At 61.1% G+C, this 18,318-nt stretch carries 11 protein-coding genes; 2 read left to right on the forward strand and 9 right to left on the reverse strand.

Annotated elements, in window-relative coordinates; all coding sequences use genetic code 11:
• The first annotated feature begins 40 nt into the window (after positions 1–40).
• Positions 41–943, forward strand: coding sequence for a homocysteine S-methyltransferase family protein (locus tag V8689_RS00255; RefSeq protein ID WP_056785165.1), 903 nt, complete (start codon positions 41–43; stop codon positions 941–943).
• A gap of 115 nt (positions 944–1,058) precedes the next feature.
• Here V8689_RS00255 and V8689_RS00260 read toward each other — a convergent pair whose 3' ends face one another.
• Genes V8689_RS00260 through V8689_RS00270 form a run of 3 tightly spaced genes read right to left on the reverse strand, consistent with a single transcriptional unit; the run spans position 1,059 to position 2,822 of the window.
• The gene (locus V8689_RS00260) at positions 1,059–1,730 is read right to left on the reverse strand and encodes a GNAT family N-acetyltransferase (RefSeq protein WP_056785163.1); all 672 of its coding nucleotides are present in this window, start codon (positions 1,728–1,730) and stop codon (positions 1,059–1,061) included.
• A gap of 10 nt (positions 1,731–1,740) precedes the next feature.
• Positions 1,741–2,187 (reverse strand): GNAT family N-acetyltransferase, encoded by a 447-nt coding sequence (locus V8689_RS00265; RefSeq protein ID WP_056785158.1) that lies wholly within the window; start codon positions 2,185–2,187, stop codon positions 1,741–1,743.
• Positions 2,184–2,822, reverse strand: a complete 639-nt coding sequence (locus V8689_RS00270) for an FMN-binding negative transcriptional regulator (protein WP_056785155.1) — start codon at positions 2,820–2,822, stop codon at positions 2,184–2,186. Before V8689_RS00270 ends, V8689_RS00265 begins: the two co-directional genes overlap by 4 nt.
• Positions 2,823–2,909: 87 nt before the next feature.
• On the opposite strand from V8689_RS00270, the gene V8689_RS00275 reads away from it, so the two are divergent.
• Positions 2,910–4,448: a PLP-dependent aminotransferase family protein gene (locus V8689_RS00275; protein WP_056785151.1), complete on the forward strand. Its 1,539-nt coding sequence runs from the start codon at positions 2,910–2,912 to the stop codon at positions 4,446–4,448.
• A 6-nt stretch (positions 4,449–4,454) separates the two neighbouring features.
• Here V8689_RS00275 and V8689_RS00280 read toward each other — a convergent pair whose 3' ends face one another.
• From V8689_RS00280 to V8689_RS00305, 6 genes are all read right to left on the reverse strand, one after another.
• The gene (locus tag V8689_RS00280) at positions 4,455–9,065 is read right to left on the reverse strand and encodes a dermonecrotic toxin domain-containing protein (RefSeq protein ID WP_060766314.1); all 4,611 of its coding nucleotides are present in this window, start codon (positions 9,063–9,065) and stop codon (positions 4,455–4,457) included.
• A gap of 178 nt (positions 9,066–9,243) precedes the next feature.
• Positions 9,244–10,335 carry a polyamine ABC transporter substrate-binding protein gene (locus tag V8689_RS00285; protein ID WP_056785146.1) on the reverse strand — a complete coding sequence of 364 codons (1,092 nt, stop codon included), beginning with the start codon at positions 10,333–10,335 and terminating at the stop codon, positions 9,244–9,246.
• Entirely contained in the window at positions 10,332–11,366 is a 1,035-nt protein-coding gene (locus tag V8689_RS00290; protein WP_056785142.1) for a histone deacetylase family protein, read from the reverse strand. The genes V8689_RS00285 and V8689_RS00290 overlap by 4 nt, the downstream gene beginning before the upstream one ends.
• Before the next feature lie 127 nt (positions 11,367–11,493).
• A complete protein-coding gene (locus V8689_RS00295; RefSeq protein ID WP_056785139.1) occupies positions 11,494–12,486 on the reverse strand; it encodes an AraC family transcriptional regulator in 993 nt (330 codons plus the stop codon).
• 63 nt (positions 12,487–12,549) lie between these two features.
• Positions 12,550–17,151 carry a hypothetical protein gene (locus V8689_RS00300; RefSeq protein ID WP_056785137.1) on the reverse strand — a complete coding sequence of 1,534 codons (4,602 nt, stop codon included), beginning with the start codon at positions 17,149–17,151 and terminating at the stop codon, positions 12,550–12,552.
• 115 nt (positions 17,152–17,266) lie between these two features.
• Positions 17,267–18,244 (reverse strand): asparaginase, encoded by a 978-nt coding sequence (locus tag V8689_RS00305; protein WP_056785133.1) that lies wholly within the window; start codon positions 18,242–18,244, stop codon positions 17,267–17,269.
• Positions 18,245–18,318 lie beyond the last annotated feature (74 nt).

An 18,318-nucleotide genomic window follows, 5' to 3' on the forward strand; every position in this document is an offset into this window, starting at 1 on the left:
CATAGTGAGTTATTTTCATAAGCATATGAGTAAAAAGCATATGGGCGCAGTAAGCACAGTAATTCTCGATGGCGGCATGGGCCGTGAACTGCAACGCCGTGGCGCGCCGTTCCGTCAGCCGGAATGGTCGGCACTGGCCTTGAGCGAAGCGCCGCAAGCGGTGGAGGCGGTGCACGCGGCCTACATCGACAGCGGCGCCAATGTGATCACCAGCAACAGTTACGCGGTGGTGCCGTTCCACATTGGCGAAGCGCGGTTTGCCGCAGAAGGCCAGGCGTTGGCCGCGTTGGCCGGTGAGTTGGCGCGACGGGCGGTGCAAGCCTCCGGTAAAGCCGTGCAGGTAGCCGGCTCACTGCCGCCGCTGTTTGGCTCTTATCGTCCGGATCTGTTCCAGGCCGAGCGCGTCAGTGAATTGCTGGCCCCGTTGGTGAATGGCCTGGCCCCGCATGTCGATCTGTGGCTGGCGGAAACCCAGAGCTCGATCGCTGAAGCACGGGCGATTCATGCCGGGCTGCCTAAGGATGGCAAGCCGTTCTGGCTGTCGTTTACCTTGAAAGATGAAGACACCGACGAGGTCCCGCGCCTGCGCTCCGGCGAACCGGTGGCGGATGCAGCCGAGGCGGCGGCGCAACTGGGCGTGCAGGTATTGCTGTTCAACTGCAGCCAGCCGGAAGTGATCGGCGCGGCCATTGATGCGGCGCGGGCAACCTTCGAACGACTGGGTGCAGCGATTCAGATCGGCGCCTACGCCAACGCCTTCCCACCGCAACCCAAGGAAGCCACGGCCAACGATGGCCTGGACCCGCTGCGCGACGACCTCGACCCGCCGGGTTACCTGCACTGGGCGGCAGATTGGCAGGCACGCGGCGCCAGCCATTTGGGCGGTTGCTGCGGCATCGGGCCGGAGCATATTGCGGTGCTGGCCCAGCGCCTGGCCGACTGATTCAGCGCTGGTCAAACCTGTGGGAGCTGGCTTGCCTGCGATGGCATCAACGGGTTTTGCCTGATACACCGAGGTGTCTGTATCGCAGGCAAGCCAGCTCCCACAGATGTGAGTATTAACCCCGACACTCTGTGAGTGTCTTCAACTGGCCCGACCCACTCTGGTTCGCCTCCGACAACCACGCCTCAAACCCGGCACCGACCTTCGGCCATTCCGAATCCAGGATCGAATACCACGCCGTATCGCGGTTCTGTCCCTTGACCACCATGTGCTGGCGGAACACCCCTTCAAAACTGAACCCCAAGCGCTCGGCTGCGTACTTGGACCGTGCGTTGCCGTTGTTGCACTTCCACTCCAGCCGACGGTAGCCCTGCTCGAACGCATACTTGGCCAGCAGGTACACCGCTTCAGTACTTTTCGGCGAGCGCTGCATCGGTGCGCCGAAGGTGACGTGGCCGATTTCGATTCGGCCTTGCGCCGGGACGATGGACATCAGGCTGAGGATGCCCTGGACCTGGCCCGTCGCGCGGTCGATCACGCTGAAAAAGTACGGGTCGCTGTGGGCGGCATGGTTGTTCAACCAGGCGTCGAAGGCACTGCGCTCGGTGAACGGGCCGTAGGGCAAATAATCCCACAGCTTCGGGTCGGCTCCTGGGCCTTCAAGGGCTTGCCACAGTTGGTCGGCATGGCGCGCCGGGTCGAGCTTTTCCAGGTGGATAAAACGCCCTTCAAGCAGGTGCGCGGTGGGCGCTGGGGCGCCTTTCCAGTCGGCGAGGGAAGTAGTCATGCTGCGCTCCTTAGAGACCTTTGCGAAATTGAATGAAGCCTGGGCGTTCGGCGATGCGCTCGTAGAGCTGGATCGCGGTGGCGTTGGTCTCGTGGGTCAACCAGTGCACCTTGCAGCAGCCATCGGCTTTGGCGCTGGCGTAGACGAATTCAATCAATTGGCGACCCACGCCGGTGCCACGTTGAGCCGGGTCCACCAGCAAGTCCTGCAGGTAGCAGGAGTTCTCGATGCTCCAGTTGGAGCGATGGTAGATGAAGTTGACCATGCCCACCGCCTTGCCGTCCTGCCAGGCCAGTGCCGAATGGGTCGGCTCGCTGGGGTCGATCAGGCGTTGCCAGGTGCTTTGGCTGACGGCGTCCGGCAGTTCGGTGTTATAGAACTTCAAGTACGCCTGCCACAGCGGCAGCCAGGCGGCGTGGTCGGCGGCGCTGACCTGGCGAATGTCGATCAAGCTCATTCTGAAACTCCTTGGGGAATAAAGCGGGCCAGGGTCTGGTCGCGTACATCGGCACTGGCGGCCAGGCCGTCGCGCACACCGGCCATGTCGGCCGCGCTGCGGTTCTGGCTGAGCTTGCGTTTGCCCACCAGGCGTTCGATCGGCAAGGCAAAGCCGACGATGGCTTTGAGCATGCCGTCAATGTAGTCCGCCGGTGCGTCGCTGACACGCCAGGGTTGGGCGCGGCCGCTTTCATGGCGGTCGGTGAGGGCGGTGACGACCTTGAGCAAGCGCTCGGCGTCACTGAACACCTCAGGCGTGCCATAGGCGTGCACAGCGATGTAGTTCCAGGTTGGCACTACTTTGCCGTGCTCGGCCTTGGCGGGGTAAAACGCCGGGCTGATATAGGCGTCGGCACCGGCGAAGATCACCAGCGCCTCACCGCCATCTTGCAGCTCGCGCCATTGTGGGTTGGCCTTGGCCAAGTGACCGTACAGCGTGCCGTTGGGGCCTTCGTCGGGGTTGAGCAGCAGGGGCAAATGGCTGGCTTGCAGGCCGTTTTCACCCAGGGTGATCAATTGCGCCAAACGAGTGTGCTGGATCAGTTGGTGGATTTCGGGCAAGTCATCGAGAGCAAAGGCGCGGGGTGTGTACATGGAGATTTTCCTTGGCGAATGCCTGCATCCTAGGCAGGCTATTGGTTCGTTGTAAGAGCCATCTAGCGCTATTTTCATAGGTCCAATATGCCGCCCCTTTCGCCGCCGTTGTCCTTCAACCCTGCCGGTATCGAGTTGGACCGCCGCCAGGGCCTCACGCGCCAACTCTATGAGGCCCTGCGCCAGCGGGTGCTGGATGGGCGACTGGTCAGTGGCACGCGGTTGCCCGCAACCCGAGATCTGGCGGCGGCCTTATCGATTTCCCGCAACAGCGTGGTGCGCGCCTACGATCAGCTGTATGCGGAAGGGTTTATCGAGAGCCGGGTAGGTGATGGCACCTACGTTGCCCAATTGCCGATGGCCAAAAAACTATCCACAAAAGTATCCACAGGGTTGTCAACAGGCTTATCCCCAGGGTTATCCACAAAATGGGCCAATTTACCCGAAGATTTGGACGATGAAGTTATCCACAGTGCCGGGTTGGCGCGGGTAAAAGACCATCACTTGCCCCAGCCGCCTGTGGGGCCGCCTCGGGCCTTTCGCGTGGGTGTACCGGCCTTTGATCTGTTCCCGTTTGAGGTTTGGGCCAAGCTGAATGGGGCGTTCTGGCGCAAACCCGACCTGGAACAGTTGTGCTATGGCGACCCGGCAGGTGACGGCCGTCTGCGTGGTTTGATCGCCGCGTACCTGCGCAGCTCGCGCGGCATGCAATGCACGGCTGAACAAATTGTGATCACCAGTGGCGCACAGCAGGCCATCAGCCTTTGTGCACAGTTGCTGGTAGAGCCTGGGGACGGCGTGGCGGTGGAAAACCCCGGTTACCGCGCGGCCGGCCATGCATTCGCGTTGGCCGGCGGGCGACTGCATGGCGTGCCGGTCGACGGCGAGGGCATGGATTGCCAGGTGCTCAGTACCCTCAATGATTGCCGCGTGGCGTATGTCACGCCTTCCCATCAGTACCCGTTGGGCGTGGTGATGAGCCTGGCACGGCGTCTGGAATTGCTGGCCTGGGCCGAACGTTCGGGCGGTTGGATCGTGGAGGACGATTACGACGGCGAGTACCGCTATAGCGGCGCGCCGCTGTCACCGTTGGCTGCACTGGACCGCAATGGCCGCGTGCTGTACGTCGGCACCTTCGGCAAGGTGGCGTTCCCGGCGTTACGCCTGGGTTACCTGGTGTTGCCACCGGGCCTGGTGCAAGCCTTCACCCGGCGCCGCGCCGTGGACGTGCGCCATTCCGAAGTCAGCACCCAGGCGGTGATGGCCGAGTTCATGGCGGCGGGGCATTTCCAGCGCCACATTCGCCGCATGCGCCGCGCTGCATTAAGCCGACGCAATGCCTTGCTGGCCGGTTGGCCCGACGGGTTGCCCGGCGTCGGGTCCTTGCCCAGCGTTGCGGCCGGGCTGCACATGACGGTGCGCGTGGACAGCCTGGCACGTGAACAGGTACTGCTCGCCCAGGCCCATGCCGCAGGTGTCGAAATCAACGGCCTGAGCAGCTATTGGTTGGCAGGCGCCAGCCCACCTGCGGACCAGCGTGCCGGCCTGGTGATGGGGTTTGCCGCCGTGCCCGAAGCCGACATCGCACAGGCGCTGGCACGTTTGCGTCAGGCGTGGTTGCCGTAAAGGCGTTCAGGTGTTGAAGAACAGCGACTTGGCCAGTGGCTTGCCGATCTTGCGGCGGTGAATCTCGATGATGTCCCAGTCATTGGGGCCAGTGCGTTGATGGGACCCCCCGAGCCCTTGTTGTTCGCGAGTCTTGAGGTGGTCTGCGGTGAAATCCTCAAGGGCGGCATCCTTCGTCCCATAGTGAAAGTGGGCGTACCACAACACCCTGCCGCTCTCTTTATCGCGAATCTCGTACTCATCCAGATAGCCCTTGTTGGGCCCCTTGAGTGCGCGGCGGCTCACGACCTTGACGATGCGGATCAAGCCTTGGCTATGCAGCCACTCCACGCGCTCGGCAGTGGGTGCTTGATGTTTGACCATCTCCAGGTAGGTTTTTTTGCCGAGCCGATAAAACCGTTGTGCCGCTTCGTTGAGCTTGCGGTTGGTCGAGGCGGCGGAAGCGTGATCGCTCTCGGTAAGGTTGCGGCGAGTCAGGGCCTCTTCAATGTCGTTGGATGCGCTCTCAAGCCTCCTGGCATAGGCATTGAACATGTCTTGAATGTCCTGCGGTGGGTGCCAGGACTTCTTGGAGAACCCCTGGTTTTTGCGGATTTCAGTCTGTTCTCCATCCAATAGCGTTTGCCCGGCGTTGATGCTGGTGTCCAGGTCAACGGAAACAGGCGCAGGTGGCTGTGACGAAGTTTTCTGCCGTTTGACCCACACGCCGGGCGCCTTTTCATGGAACGTGGCGATCACTTTGCCGGTGACGCCGGCCTTGATGTCCACCAGGCTGCTGTCGGTTTCACGCGGTTCGCCCATCACTAGGCCGTGATGGCGTGTCTTGATGACTTTACGCCGTGGCGGGGGCTCCGCCTTTGAGCTGCCGGGCTTGGGTTCCAGCGCTTTTTTCTCGCGCAGAAGGTAAGCCAGGTCGCGCACGGCCCGCTGGCTGAATTCGCCAATCTGCTGGCGAAAGCTTTCCAAGCGAGGCTTGAGCAGGAACCGCGGGTAATCGGCGTGCAGGTCCAGCAGGCGCTGATCGGCGCTGGAAAATTGCTCAACCAGGCTGTCCAGGACGTCAATACGTTCATCCAGCGACGTACCGTTACCGCGCTCTACGATCTCAACGAAACTTTCGACGTTGAGTTCGGCGGTATCGACGACCTGGCCCATTCGCTCGCGCAGTGTGGCTGGGATCTGGCTTTGCGCTTCGTCGATACACAGGTAGCGGCCCAAGCTGATATCCAGCGCCTTGAGTTCGATAAGCGTGAACGAGGGCAATGATTCCATGGTTTTACGAATGACGATTGCGCCCTCATCTCCCAGGGCTTTGAGATCGCCGAAACGCTCGTTGATGAACTCCAGGCGCTCGATGATCCCCCTGTTCAGAGTGGACAGGTTCTGTGCGCTTTGTGCCTGGTCCTGATAGTTAATATCTGCCTCGGCTTCAAGGACGGGCGACGAAGACAGCAGCGCCTCTTTGTAGCTCACCAGTTGCTGTTCCAAGGCAATCTGAGTCAATTGCACTTGTTGCTTCAGGTAGCCGCTCATGTTGCTCTGGTAGGTAGGCACCGTGTCGATGATGCTCAAGGACTTCAACTGGCTGATCGCTTCGTCGTATTCGACCAGCCGGCCATCGACTTTACCGAGGAATGCACTGCGCTGTTGGTCGGTGGAAGGGCCGGCAGCGGCGTCCAGCGCGGGCTTGGATTCAAGCACGTCCAGTTGTTTGCTGGCGGCGACCGCATCGAAAGCGTTGAGCGACGTTTTGAGCGCCGAAATGCGCGCAGGCTGATCGACCTTGACTGCCCGTCGACGGTTTCGAAGGCCACCGCCGCGCAGTCGCAGCCGAACATCCACAAACCACTGGCCCGCCAAGTTGCCGATCAGCGGTGGGCCGGTACGCGATGGGGTGTTCGGGTCGATGATGACGACGCTGTCATTGTCGTCGACCATCACCTCGAACCAACGCTTGCCCACCGGTGCATACCACTTATCTGCAAGCGCATAGAGATTCAGGTGGCGACCGGGGGTTTTGTTCTGTTCGCCCAATGCCTCAGGTTTGATGACGCTGAAGCTGTCGAGTGTGCTGGCCAGGCCCAGGCGGCTATGACTCAGGGCGCCGCTGATGTGCACCGGGCCTTGATGCTTGGCGGGTATTTGGCTGTCGGGAATAGTGGCTTGCTGATCTGCGTTGAATGCTGCCTCGGGCACTGCAGGCTTATCTATCGTTTGGAGGGCGGTTGATTCGGATTCGGTCTCGACCTTGGGAGTCTCGAAATGCTCCAGTGCGCGAGGGTGGCGCAGGGCGATGTGCAGGGTCAGCGCCATGCCCAGGTTGAGGAATACGTCCACCAACGCTGTCCAGGACGCGGGCGAGTCGTCCTTGCTCACCGCTTCCTCGGCGGATTGCAGGTCGTCCATGATTTGCCAGATCCAGGCGGCGACGCCAAGGGTGCGGCCCATGAAAGGCAATGCGGCATTGAATATCTGCCAGCCGGCATGCCGAAAGGTCGCCCAGCGTTTTTGCACGTTGGACACCGATTGGCGGGTTGCCAATTCGACCAGGGCATTGGCATTGGCCTTGAACAGCGTGGCCAGTGTGTCATTGCCCACTTCTTCATCGGTCAGCGTGATCGGGCCGCTCATGTACAGCACGGTCAGGGGCTCGACCAGCGCACGCACCACCGTCCACGGCGACGGCAAGGTGTCGGGGAACACGTATTGGGCGTAATTGAACCGTTGTGCCTCGGGCAGCCAGGCCAAAACCGATTCGCGCAACGATCGTTCATGTTTGATGGCGTACAGCAGGTTTTGCCGCGACGCGAATTGCAGCAGCGCCGGTTCAAGCAGGGGCCGATAGAGCACGCAGGGGCCAGCGCCGGACTGTCGTGGGCCGATCACGAACATATTGGCGACCCCATCTTGTTCATGCCCAGGGCGCAGGGTGGGCACGAACGCCAGGCAGCGGATGACGATAGGCTGCCCGTCCACCTGGCGCTCATGTTCCTCGGTACGCATCACCGCGGCGACATAGCGGTAACCGCGTTCATCGATACCGCCCTGTTGGCGAATCTTCATCTGCAGGGCCAGCAGCGGCAATTGCACCTGCAAGTGGCTGGTGTAGAGCTGCTGTCGTCGGCTGGATTGCTGCGGGTCCTCGAGGAGTTTCTGTTTGACCAGGGCAGGGTAGTACTGGCCAATATCGATGTCTTCGATTACGTCTTTCAGGTAGCCGTAGGTCAGCCAGTCGGGTACGCCGTTGTCCTTGCCGTTGTAGTGCACCGTGGTATTGCCGGTGGGCAGGCCGGTGAGGTTCTCCAGGGCCAGGTCGATCAGGCTGCGACGGGTAATGTCCACGGCACCGGGGATGATAAAGGTGCCCCACAGGACCGGGCTCTCGATGACGATCTCGATCTTGTCCAGGTTCAGGTGCGCGTTCTTTTTCGGGGCGCGGATGCGGCTTTGCAACTGGGTTCGCGCATAGTCACGAATGGCTGGAATGCCGTCCTGGAAGGTCTCGCCATGGTAGTGGGTGTGCAGGTGGGCCAGGTCGATCAGGTAGCGGCTGTAGGCGGCGGTATCGGAGTCTGATGCCGACGCCAGCCAGTCGGGAAGTTGTAGGTGAATGTCGCGGATACTCGACAGTTGATGATCGCTCATCTCTTCAATGCTGGGCACGATGCTCACCACGCCGGGGGCACGGGGCTGTTCCCGCACATCCGTCTCGCCGAAACTGCCAATCACCTGTATTTGCAGCGAAATCAGGATGCAGGCCAGGGCATCGAAGAAGTTGCCGTCGGGTTCATACAGGCGCCATTGCAAGGTGGTGTCTCGTTCTGGAGCACTCAGCCGGGCGGGCAACGAGGCACCGAACGCGGCCAATGATTCGAACGCTTCATACCCACTGACCAATGAGTAGGTGAGGACCATCTGGCGCTTCTGGTATTGGCCCACTAACACGGTGATGTCCAGAAAGCTCACGTGGGTGGATTGGCCATCTGCCAGGATATCCACATCAACCAGGTAGGCATGACTGTTGTAAGGGTCTTTGCGAGAACGCTTGGCCCGGTCGGGTTCCTGAAACACCGTGCGCGCCATGGCGCATTCGTGTTCATCCAAGCCTTGCTCTTCGGTGAGGTTCCATACTTTGCGCAGGGCGTTGGAGAAGGACTGCCAACGAGGGCCGGTGCCGCCGTTGGACGCGTTCCAGAAGTCCAATTGCTGTTCTTGGAACGCAGTGAACAACAGGCCGGACAGCTCGTTGATCAGACGTGCGATGGCGTCGATCTTCACGGCCAGGTGGACAGGTGCCGCAGCATTGGGCTGCAGCGTCAGGAAGTGTTGGCCGTCAATGTAGGTGACGCTGCCGCTGGACAGCGCCTGACGCGCGAGCACCGACGTGAGCGATTCGACAAGCGCTGGGGCGCGTTCGACAGCCTCGCCGATCACCTCCCATTGAGGGCTGACCACCACCGCCAGGTCGGGGTCGATATTCAGCGTGGGATACAGCTCTTTGAGCGCCGAGCGCAGTGTGTTGGCGGCCACTTCACGGGTGGTGGGGCCAGTGGTCAGTTGGGTGAGCAGTTCATAGGTCGTCGGTGGGCGGTGGTTATTGGCGATGTCATTGGGCATGCGCAGCTCCTCTGCATTCGATGGCCCGGACGGGCTTCAGGAATGGGCAAGGTAGCGAGCGCCATGGCGGTGAGGGCGGTAGATACGTCGAGGCGCAACTGCTCAGTGCTGCAAGGGTGGCGAGGGCGCAAGCGGCCCTCGTATTTAAAGAAAAATGACCAACCAGAGAACCGGTGCGTTACTTCCCGGATTTGATCTTGGTCCAGGCCCGCGTCCTGGCGCGTTCGGCTTTGCTGTCCAGGGGTTTAAGGGTGTAGAGCGTGGCCATGGCCGCGTCGGTCGGGTACAGGTTGGGGTTGTTGCGAATGGCCGGGTCGACCAAACCGCTGGCGTCCTTGTTGGGGTTGGGGTAACCGACAAAGTCGCTGATCGGCGCGATCACGTTGGGTTGCAGCAGGTAGTTGATAAAGGTGTAGGCATCGCCCGGGTTTTTAGCGCCTTTGGGAATGGCGAGCATGTCGAACCAGATCGGCGCGCCTTCCTTGGGCAGGCGCATGTCCACGGTCACGCCATTCTTGGCTTCCTTGGCGCGGTTGGCGGCCTGGGAAAAACTGCCGGAGTAGCCCACCGCCACGCAGATATCGCCGTTGGCGATGTCGGCCATGTATTTGGAGGAATGAAAGTAGGTGACGTACGGGCGGATCTTCATCAACAGCGCTTCGGCCTTGTCGTAGTCCTTGGGGTTGCTGCTGTTGGGGTCCAGGCCCAGGTGCTGCAAGGCCAGGGGCAGGATCTCCGAGGGCGAGTCCAGCAGGGCGACGCCGCATTGCTTGAGCTTGCTGATGTTCTCTTCCTTGAAGATCAGGTCCCAGCTGTCCACGGGCGCGTTGTCGCCCAGGGCCGCTTTGACCTTGGCGGGGTTGAAGCCGATCAGGATGGTGCCGTACATGTAGGGCACGGCGTATTGGTTGCCGGGGTCGTTGGCCTCGATCAGCTTCATCAGCTTGGGATCGAGGTGGTTCCAGTTAGGCAGTTGGCTGCGGTCCAGGGGCTGGAACACGCCGGCCTCGATCTGCTTGGCCAGGAACACATTGGACGGCACCACCACGTCATAACCGGAGTTGCCGGTGAGCAATTTGGCTTCCAGCGCTTCGTTAGTGTCGAAGATGTCGTACACCAGCTTGATCGACGAGTGCTGGGCCTTGAAGTCTTCCAGTGCCTTGGGCGTGATGTAGTCGAACCAGTTGTAGACCTTCAGGGTTTTTTCTTCAGCCTGGGCTGCGCCGCTGACAACCACGGCGCACAGGGCGAGCGACTTGAGCATGTTCATTGGGCTGCTTCCTCGAAACCTTCCAGCACGTTGACGGCATTGATGCCGATTTCTTCCACCGCGTAGCCGCCTTCCATCACGAACAGCGTGGGTTTGCCCAGGCGGGCAATGCGTGCGCCCATGGCCAGGTAGTCCGGGCTGTCGAGCTTGAATTGTGAGATAGGGTCGTCCTTGAACGTGTCCACGCCCAGGGACACCACGATGATGTCGGCGGCGTAGCGCTCGATCTCGGCGCAGGCCTGTTCCAGTGCGGCGCTCCAGGCCTGCCAGCCGGAGCCGGCCGGCAACGGATAGTTGAAGTTGAAACCAACGCCTGCGCCCTCGCCATGCTCATCGGCATAGCCGAGAAAGAACGGAAACTCCGCCTCCGGATGGCCGTGGATCGAGGTGAACAGCACGTCGCTGCGCGCGTAAAAAATCGACTGCGTGCCGTTACCGTGGTGGTAATCCACGTCGAGGATCGCAACCTTCTTGCAGCCCTGATCAAGGAACGCCTGGGCCGCGATGGCCGCGTTGTTGAGGTAGCAATAACCGCCCATCAAATCGCTGGCGGCATGATGCCCCGGTGGGCGGCACAGGGCGAAGGCACTGTGAGCGCCTTGCGCGATGGCGGCCTGCGCCGTGAGGGCCACTTGCGCTGCGCTGTAGGCCGCTTGCCAGGTGCCGGCGGTGATCGGCGCGCCACCGTCGAAACTGTAATAGCCCAACTGGCCGTGCAGGCTGGTGGGCAACACGCGGCGCAACGTGCGCGCCGGCCAGGTGTAGGGCAGCAAGTCGCCGTCCTGGCCGTATTCGGTCCAGCGCTGCCAGGCGCCTTTGAAGAAGTCGAGGTAGTCGCGGCTGTGGATACGTTGCAGCGGCGCCAGGCCGAAATCCTGCGGCGCCTGCACCGGCCCCAGCTCCCGCTCTTTGACTCGTTGCAGCACATGGTCGGCGCGCGAGGGCATTTCGAAGCAGGGCATCAGTTGCCCGTCCATCAGCTCACAGCGGCCATGGTGCAAATGATGATCGTCCGAGTAGATCGTCAGCATGTTGTTGTTCTCCAAAGGCTCAGGGGTATGCCATGCAGTGTTGCCAGACGCCGGGGTTTGGAGAACGGCAGGAGCGGCCAAAAGGGGATCGATATGGCCAATGTGTTTGTCCGCTATTCGCCCCCTGCTAGGGCCTGAACTGACTCGGCGCCACACCGCTCCAGCGCACGAACGCATGCCTGAAGCTGGCGGTCTCGCTGAAGCCCAGTTGTTCGGCGATGCGGTAGATCGGCAGTTCATCCTCCCCCAGTAACTGCTTGGCGCGTTCGAAGCGTAGCTCGTCGAGCAGTTCCTGATAGCTGCACCCCAGATCGTGCAAATGCCGGCGCAATGTGCGTGCCGAACAGTTCATTTGCCCTGCCAGTCCATCCAGGCCCGGAGCGGCATTTAATTGGGCGGCCAGTAACAGGCGCACGCGCCCCAGCCAGGCCTGGCGACCGGTGAACTCGGCGTTCTGCCGACGGCAGCGTTCCACCATGGCGCAGTGGGTGACGGCATCGGCCAGCGGCAGGGGCTGGTCGAGCCAGTCACGGTCGAAGGCAAAAGCATTAATCGCGGCGCCAAATTGCAGCGGGCAGTCGAAGCGTTCGGCGTAGCGTGCTCGATAGTCGGGCGCTGGGTATTCAAAGCGTGCACCGAGCAATGGCAGCGGCTGGCCGAGCAGGTCGTCGCAGATGACTTTCAGCGAGAGCAGGCAGAACTCGACATTGAAGGCGCCCAGGGCTGGGTCTTCGCGATAGTCGCTGGCGCGGAACCAGACACGCTGGTCGTCCTCCTCCAGGCTCAGTTCGAAAAGTGTTCCCAACAGCGCCGGGTAGCGCAGGGCCAGGCGCAAAGCGTCACCGAAGGTGGCACCGGTGAGCAGTGCATAACCGAGCATGCCGTAGGACGACACATGCATGCGCCGGCCCAGTTCCAGGCCGATGTCCCGACGCAATTCCACGGCGTTGGCGCATACGCGCATTTCCTGATGGGTGGTAATACGCGTGTCGGCGCGGCTCAGGTCGGCACTGGCGATGCCACTGCCAGCCAGCAGGGTCTGGCTGGGTATGCCGTCGGGCTTGAACGTCTCCAGGATCAGCGAGACCGCATTGAGGGTGGTCAGGTGTGAATGCAGCATGATGGAGTCCAGCCTGGGTTTGTCAGGCTGGAGCAAGTTATGTGCCGTTGCGCGGGAAGGCGGTCAATCGAGCGTGTCGGGAAAAAACAATTGCTGTGCCTGGGTGAGGCTGATGCCGCTGCGATAGAAGGCTATCCGTTGTTCGGTGGTGAGCCCGCTCGCATGGTCTGCCGCGCTGCCCAGTTCGCGTTCTTGTGGGGTTTTCAGACGTGCTGAAAGAAACCGCCCAAATGAAGATTCTGGCGTCGGGTAATGGAAATGGGCATACCAGAGCACCGTTTTAGTGGCCTTGTCGGTAAGGGTGTACTCATCCAGGTAATCCTTGGTGCTGCTTTTGAGCCGGCGCCGTTTTACGGTCCTTTTGATTTTGATCAGGTCATGGTTTTTGAGCCACTCAACCCCCTCGATGGTCGGTGCCTGTTGCTTGATCATTTTTTGCAAATGCTGGTTGGCCTGTTCGTACAGGGCGGTCGCGGCTTCCTCAAGTTGTTTGCGCACGGCGACTGCGGGGTGCTCGGTGCTTTCCGTCGCATTGATGCTGGTCAAGGCCTCGTCGATGTCATCGACGGCCTGCTCCAGTAACTTGGCATGCTGGTGCAGCACATATTCGACGCCGATAGGCGTACGCGAGGTATCGTTCGATTGCTCGGTGATCCGCGTCTTGAATGCCGGTAACGCGTCCAGCAGGGTCTGGGCCTGGCTCAGGCTGGTATCGACAGTAACTGCCGGGCGTGAGGGTTGTGGTGTGTCGGGGTCGATATGCTGAACCCAAATGCCTTTGGGTTTCTCGTGGAAGGTGGCGATGATGCTGCCCGTCAGCGGCGAGCGGATATCCACCAGGTCGGTTTCAAGCCCTGCGGTGGTGAGGCGCGGTTCGCCGATCAGGGTACCGTTGAAGCGCGTATGGATGAACCTCTTCACGGGCCTTCGCGGCATCGGCGGCCCCAATGGACGGGCCCGAAGTTGTTCCAGCTCCAGATGCAGGGGTGCCAATTGAGCGCTGGCCCGGCGCGAGAAATCGCGCAGCGATTCACGCAGTTGGGCGAGGGGGGCGGCGAGTGTCTGCTCGGGAAACTCCTGGGCAACATCCTGCAGGCGCTCGTCGATGAACTTGAACTGCTCGACCAGGCTGCTCATCGTTTGAACACGTTCGTCCAAATTGGACTCGCTGCGTTGCTCCAGCGTGTCGCGCAGGGTCTGTACGGCGATGTCGGCGGAGTCGACCGTCTCGACGATCATCTTCCAGGCACCTGGCGCGGTGGTGAGCGATTGCGGCGTCAGGCACAAGTTGCGCGCCATCGTCACTTGCAGCGCTTTGAGGTCATCGCTGGTGTAGCCAGGCAGCGCCTCCTTGAAGCTGCGGGTCAGTTCGATGCCAGCCCGGCCCAATTGCCTGGATTCGGTAAAGCGTAATTGGGTGTACTCCAGCCGATCAATCATTTGCCGGTTCATCTCGGCCAGTTGTTTGAAGTCCTCAATGTGGCTTGCCTGGGGCGACGAGGCATGGGCTTGGAGTTGATCCAGGACTTTTTTGAGTTGGGGCGCGAAGGTGGTTTGTTCTTCGGCGATGGCGGCCTGGTTGAGCTCCAGTTGAGCTTTCAGGTAGCCGAGCGCTCTTTGCTGGAAGTCAGTGACCGGGCTGAAGATATTCAGAGTCATCAGATGCTGGCGTGCCTCTTCGTAACTTGAACTCTGGTGGCTGAGTTTTTCCAGGTACGCCTGGCGTTTGGCTTGTGCTGAGGTGCTGGGCGCCTCGCTCATTTGCGTGCGGGCTTGTTGCAGCTCGCGCTGGGCGTCTTTTTTCGTCTTTTCGAACGCGACCAGTTTTTCGCGCAGTTGGATCGACTTGGTTTTTGCCAGGTCTTTGGCTTCCTGGGTCAGGGTTTCGGTACTGGTCCCGCCCAAACGCGCTCGCCGTTCGACGAACCACTCGCCTTTGGCGTTGTGAACCAGTGCCAGGTCAGTGCTGGCCGACTGTTCGGGGTCGATGATCACCACGGTCCGCTCACCTTCCACCGCCACCTTGAACCAGCGCTGACCTACCGATGCGTAATAGTCTTGCCCGTGCTGGTAGAGATGCTGGTGAGCGCCCGCTTCCGTAATCGGGCCTTGCAGGTCGGAGGGTTTGTCGATTTTGTAACTGTCCAGCGCCGCTGCCTGGCTGGCTGTTGTCCGCTTGGTCGCGCCGGTAGTGTTCAAAAGGCCCGAGTGGCCGGGAGGTGGTGCGTGGGACTCCAGTTCAGGCAGTTGTTCCACGATGAAGTGCAGGGTGGTCTCGGCAGGGTCGGGGGGAGTGAGAGGCGCTTGGGTCTCAATCCTGGCAGGGTCGGCGTGAGCATGGCTGCGTTGAGCCGCGTGCAAGGCGAGCGCCATGCCCAGGTTGAGCAGTACATCAGTCAGGGCCGACCATTTTGCCGGTTGATCGCCATGTTCCTGGGCTTCGACAAAGGTTTGCAGTTGATCGACGACCTGCCAGATCCAGGCACCGGTGTTTGCCAAACGCCCCATGAACGGCATGGCCGCATTGAAGAGCAACCAGCCGGCCTTCTTGAGCGTGGCCCAGCGGCTTTCAGCGTTCGACACCGATTGGCGATCAGCCAGTTCAGCCAGCGCCTTGGCATTACTGTTGAACAGCGTGGTGAACAGATCGCCATTGAGCATGTCTTCGCCAAGGGCCATGGGGCCGGTATAGGCCCAGATCTTGTCTGGCTCCACCAAAAAATTCGCCACAGCCCACGGCGAAGGTAGTGAGCCGGGGAATACATAGTTGTTGTAATCGCCGCGCACCGCGTCCGGTAGCCAGGCGAGCACCGAATCGCGCAAGGTGGGGGATTGCGTGATGGAGTACAACAGGTTGGCCGGCGAGGGGAATTGCAGCAGTACCGGTTCGAACAAAGGGCGATACAACAGGCAGGGGCCGGCTTCTATACGCTGCGGGCCGATCACATACATGTTGCTAACTACATCGTGACCGTTGCTGGTGCGGCGTTTTGGGTTGAAGCTCAAGCGCCGCATGACAATGGCCTGGCCGTCGACCATACGGTCGGTGCTCTCTGGCTGCATCACGGCCGCGACATAGCGGTAGCCGCGTTCGTCGAGCCCGTGCTCCCGCCGAATCTTGTGCTGCAACGCCAGCATCGGCAGTTGGATGCGCAGGTGTTGGCTGTACAGGGCCTTGCGGCGTGTCGATTCGGTAGCGTTATCCAGCAGTTTGCTGCGGATCAGGGCGGGGTAGGTGGTGCCGATGTCGATGCGGGTAACAAGGGTTTGGATGTAGTCGACGGTCAGCCACGACGGGATGGATTGGCGCGAATCCATGCGCAGTGATTTGTTGCCCAGGGGCACCGCGATCAGGTTTTGCAGCGCCAGTTCGGCGAGGCTGAAGGTGGTGGTTGTGCTCTGGAAGGGGACGGTAAACGTTCCCCACACCACTGGGCTTTCGACCTGTACGCTCAGTTTTTCCAGCGCCAGGTGTTGCGCCTGGGGGTGGTCTTTGTTGATCTCGGCTTTAAACCGGTCCAGCGCGTACTGCTTGATGTCAGGGATATCGTCCTGATAGGTCTTGCCTGCGTTGCGGCTGTGCAACGCGGCCAGATCTTTCAGGTGCCTTGAATAGAGGCTCTGGTCGGTACTGGAAGCGCTGGCCAGCCAGTCTGGTAGCGCCGTCTGGAACCAGTCCAGGCCGGGCCCCTCGGCCTCAGGCTGCAGCGTACTGGCCGGGAGTGTACTTATCGGTATGGCAAGCGTGCCATGGGCCTCGATCACGTCCCGGTTACCTTGAACCTGCAGGGCAATCAGTTTGAAGGCCAGGTGATCAAAGTAATTGTCATCCGGTTCATAGAGGCGCCACTCCAGGCGATCATAGGCCTCGACATCCTTCAATTGGACTGACAAGGACGCTCCCAACTGCTCCATGGAGGTGAATTTTTCGTACCCGCCGTCCATTGAATAGCTGAGGATCAGGGTCTGCTCCCCCGATGTCCCTACGAGCACTGCGTTGAAGACCAGGTCCGTGTGCTCGGTTTTCGTGCCCCTGACCAGGTCGACATCTATCAGATAGGCGTGGCTCTTGAATCGGTCATTGGCCTGGCGAACTGCCCTGTCCGGCGCATGAAACAGGCTGCGTGCCAAGGCGCACTCTTCTTCTGTCCAGCCATCCACCTGTTGGACATTCCAGATATCGCGCAATGTGCTGGAGAGCGTGTGCCAGCGAGGGCCGTCGCCGTTGCTCTCGTTCCAAAAATCAACCAACTGCTCTTCGTAGGCGCGAGGAATGACTGTCGCCAGGATATTGATCGTATTGGCGATTTCCCCCATACGCACAGGCAGGTGAACGGCCGGCTCTATCAGCGGCTCTTGGGCCAGGAAATGTTCGCCCTCTATGCACAGGGTCGGTATTGCGGTGAAGGCCTGCCTGGCAAGGAGGGTACTGAGGGATTGATAGTAAGGCTGCCCGGCAACGATCTGATCATCAATGAGTTCCCAGGTCGGGGTGCCCATCAGCGTGTTGTCCGGGTCGATATGAAGGTCGGGGTACTGCTCTTGCAAGGACTGGCGCAGCAGCGCTCGGGCAGTCTCGGTGAAAGACGGTGCAACGTTGAGCAGGAGGGCGATCAGTTTGTCCTGATGATTGTCGTCCTGCGCGGTGGAGCCTGAAGTGGTCATTATGCAGCCCTGCTTTGTCGATGGATGGGTCACCCCGAGGCGGATGCTCGGGGAGGGTCCATGCTAGGAAGGCGCAGGTCAGGGCTGGGGGTGCTTATGTAGGGGTTACTCGGGCTCAGCTTGGCTCTAAGAGCAAGTCCAACTCGACCAGGCGCCGCACTTCCTCCACGGCAAGACCGGCACCGATCAAGGCGTGCAACTTGCCGAACGCTGCTTCGCGAGTCATCCCACCGCCGGACAACACGCCGGCGCCCCGCAAGCGGCTGCCGGCCTCGTAGACATCCAGCTCCACACCGCCTTCATGGCACTGAGTGATGGCGACCACCACCACCCCTTGATCCTGCGCACGCTGCAAGCTGGCGAGGAACTGCGGGTTATCGCTCGGCCCGGTGCCGCTGCCGAAGCACTCCAGCACCAAGCCCTGGATGCCGCTGCCGATGATTGCGTCCAGCTGTGCAGCGTCGAAACCGGGTATCAGCGGCAATACGCCGACGTTCGCCAAGGCTTTGGGCTGACGGTAATCCAGCGCTGCTGGCAGGGTTTTGGCACGGGCGAAGTCGTCCTGGCGTTGCAAGGCTGCGAACGGGTTGCGCCCAAAGCTGCGAATCTTCGCGCAGCGGGTCGGCGCCATCAGCGCGCCGTGGAAGTACAGGTGCACACCCGGCTTCAACCCTTCGCCCAAGGCCGTCAACGCACCGCTGACGTTTTCCCAGGCATCGCTGTCGGGCACACCGGCTGGCAGCATCGAGCCGGTGAACACCACCGGCACCGGCAGGCCCAGCAGTTGGAAGCTCATGGCCGCCGCGCTGTAGGCCAGGGTGTCGGTGCCGTGCAGGATCAGCACGGCGTCGCAGCCGGCGTCCACTGCCTCGACCACCGCGCTGCGCAGGCGTTGCCAGTAGGCAGGGTTCATGTTGGCGCTGTCGATCAGTGGCGACATTTCCTGGAAGCGCCACGCGGGCAGGTCTGCGCCGGCAAACTCTTCACGCATACGCAGTTCAAAACCAGACGCGGGCGCCAGGCCGTTGGCGCTGGCCTGCATGCCAATGGTGCCGCCGGTATAGAGCACCATCACGTTATTAGCTGATTGCATCGAAAATCTCCTGAACGAAAAACGCCGCCGGGCCCAGAGCATGCCCAAGGCCGGGCGGCGTGTCATCTGGCTGT

Origin of the sequence: Pseudomonas sp. AK181, assembly GCF_051122975.1 — a bacterium.
GTDB classification, from domain to species: domain Bacteria; phylum Pseudomonadota; class Gammaproteobacteria; order Pseudomonadales; family Pseudomonadaceae; genus Aquipseudomonas; species Aquipseudomonas lactis.

Coding starts and splice junctions, on each gene's coding strand:
- V8689_RS00255 (WP_056785165.1), top strand. CDS start 41: ATGGGCGCAGTAAGCACAGTAATTCTCGATGGCGGCATGGGCCGTGAA.
- V8689_RS00260 (WP_056785163.1), bottom strand. CDS start 1,730: ATGACTACTTCCCTCGCCGACTGGAAAGGCGCCCCAGCGCCCACCGCG.
- V8689_RS00265 (WP_056785158.1), bottom strand. CDS start 2,187: ATGAGCTTGATCGACATTCGCCAGGTCAGCGCCGCCGACCACGCCGCC.
- V8689_RS00270 (WP_056785155.1), bottom strand. CDS start 2,822: ATGTACACACCCCGCGCCTTTGCTCTCGATGACTTGCCCGAAATCCAC.
- V8689_RS00275 (WP_056785151.1), top strand. CDS start 2,910: ATGCCGCCCCTTTCGCCGCCGTTGTCCTTCAACCCTGCCGGTATCGAG.
- V8689_RS00280 (WP_060766314.1), bottom strand. CDS start 9,065: ATGCCCAATGACATCGCCAATAACCACCGCCCACCGACGACCTATGAA.
- V8689_RS00285 (WP_056785146.1), bottom strand. CDS start 10,335: ATGAACATGCTCAAGTCGCTCGCCCTGTGCGCCGTGGTTGTCAGCGGC.
- V8689_RS00290 (WP_056785142.1), bottom strand. CDS start 11,366: ATGCTGACGATCTACTCGGACGATCATCATTTGCACCATGGCCGCTGT.
- V8689_RS00295 (WP_056785139.1), bottom strand. CDS start 12,486: ATGCTGCATTCACACCTGACCACCCTCAATGCGGTCTCGCTGATCCTG.
- V8689_RS00300 (WP_056785137.1), bottom strand. CDS start 17,151: ATGACCACTTCAGGCTCCACCGCGCAGGACGACAATCATCAGGACAAA.
- V8689_RS00305 (WP_056785133.1), bottom strand. CDS start 18,244: ATGCAATCAGCTAATAACGTGATGGTGCTCTATACCGGCGGCACCATT.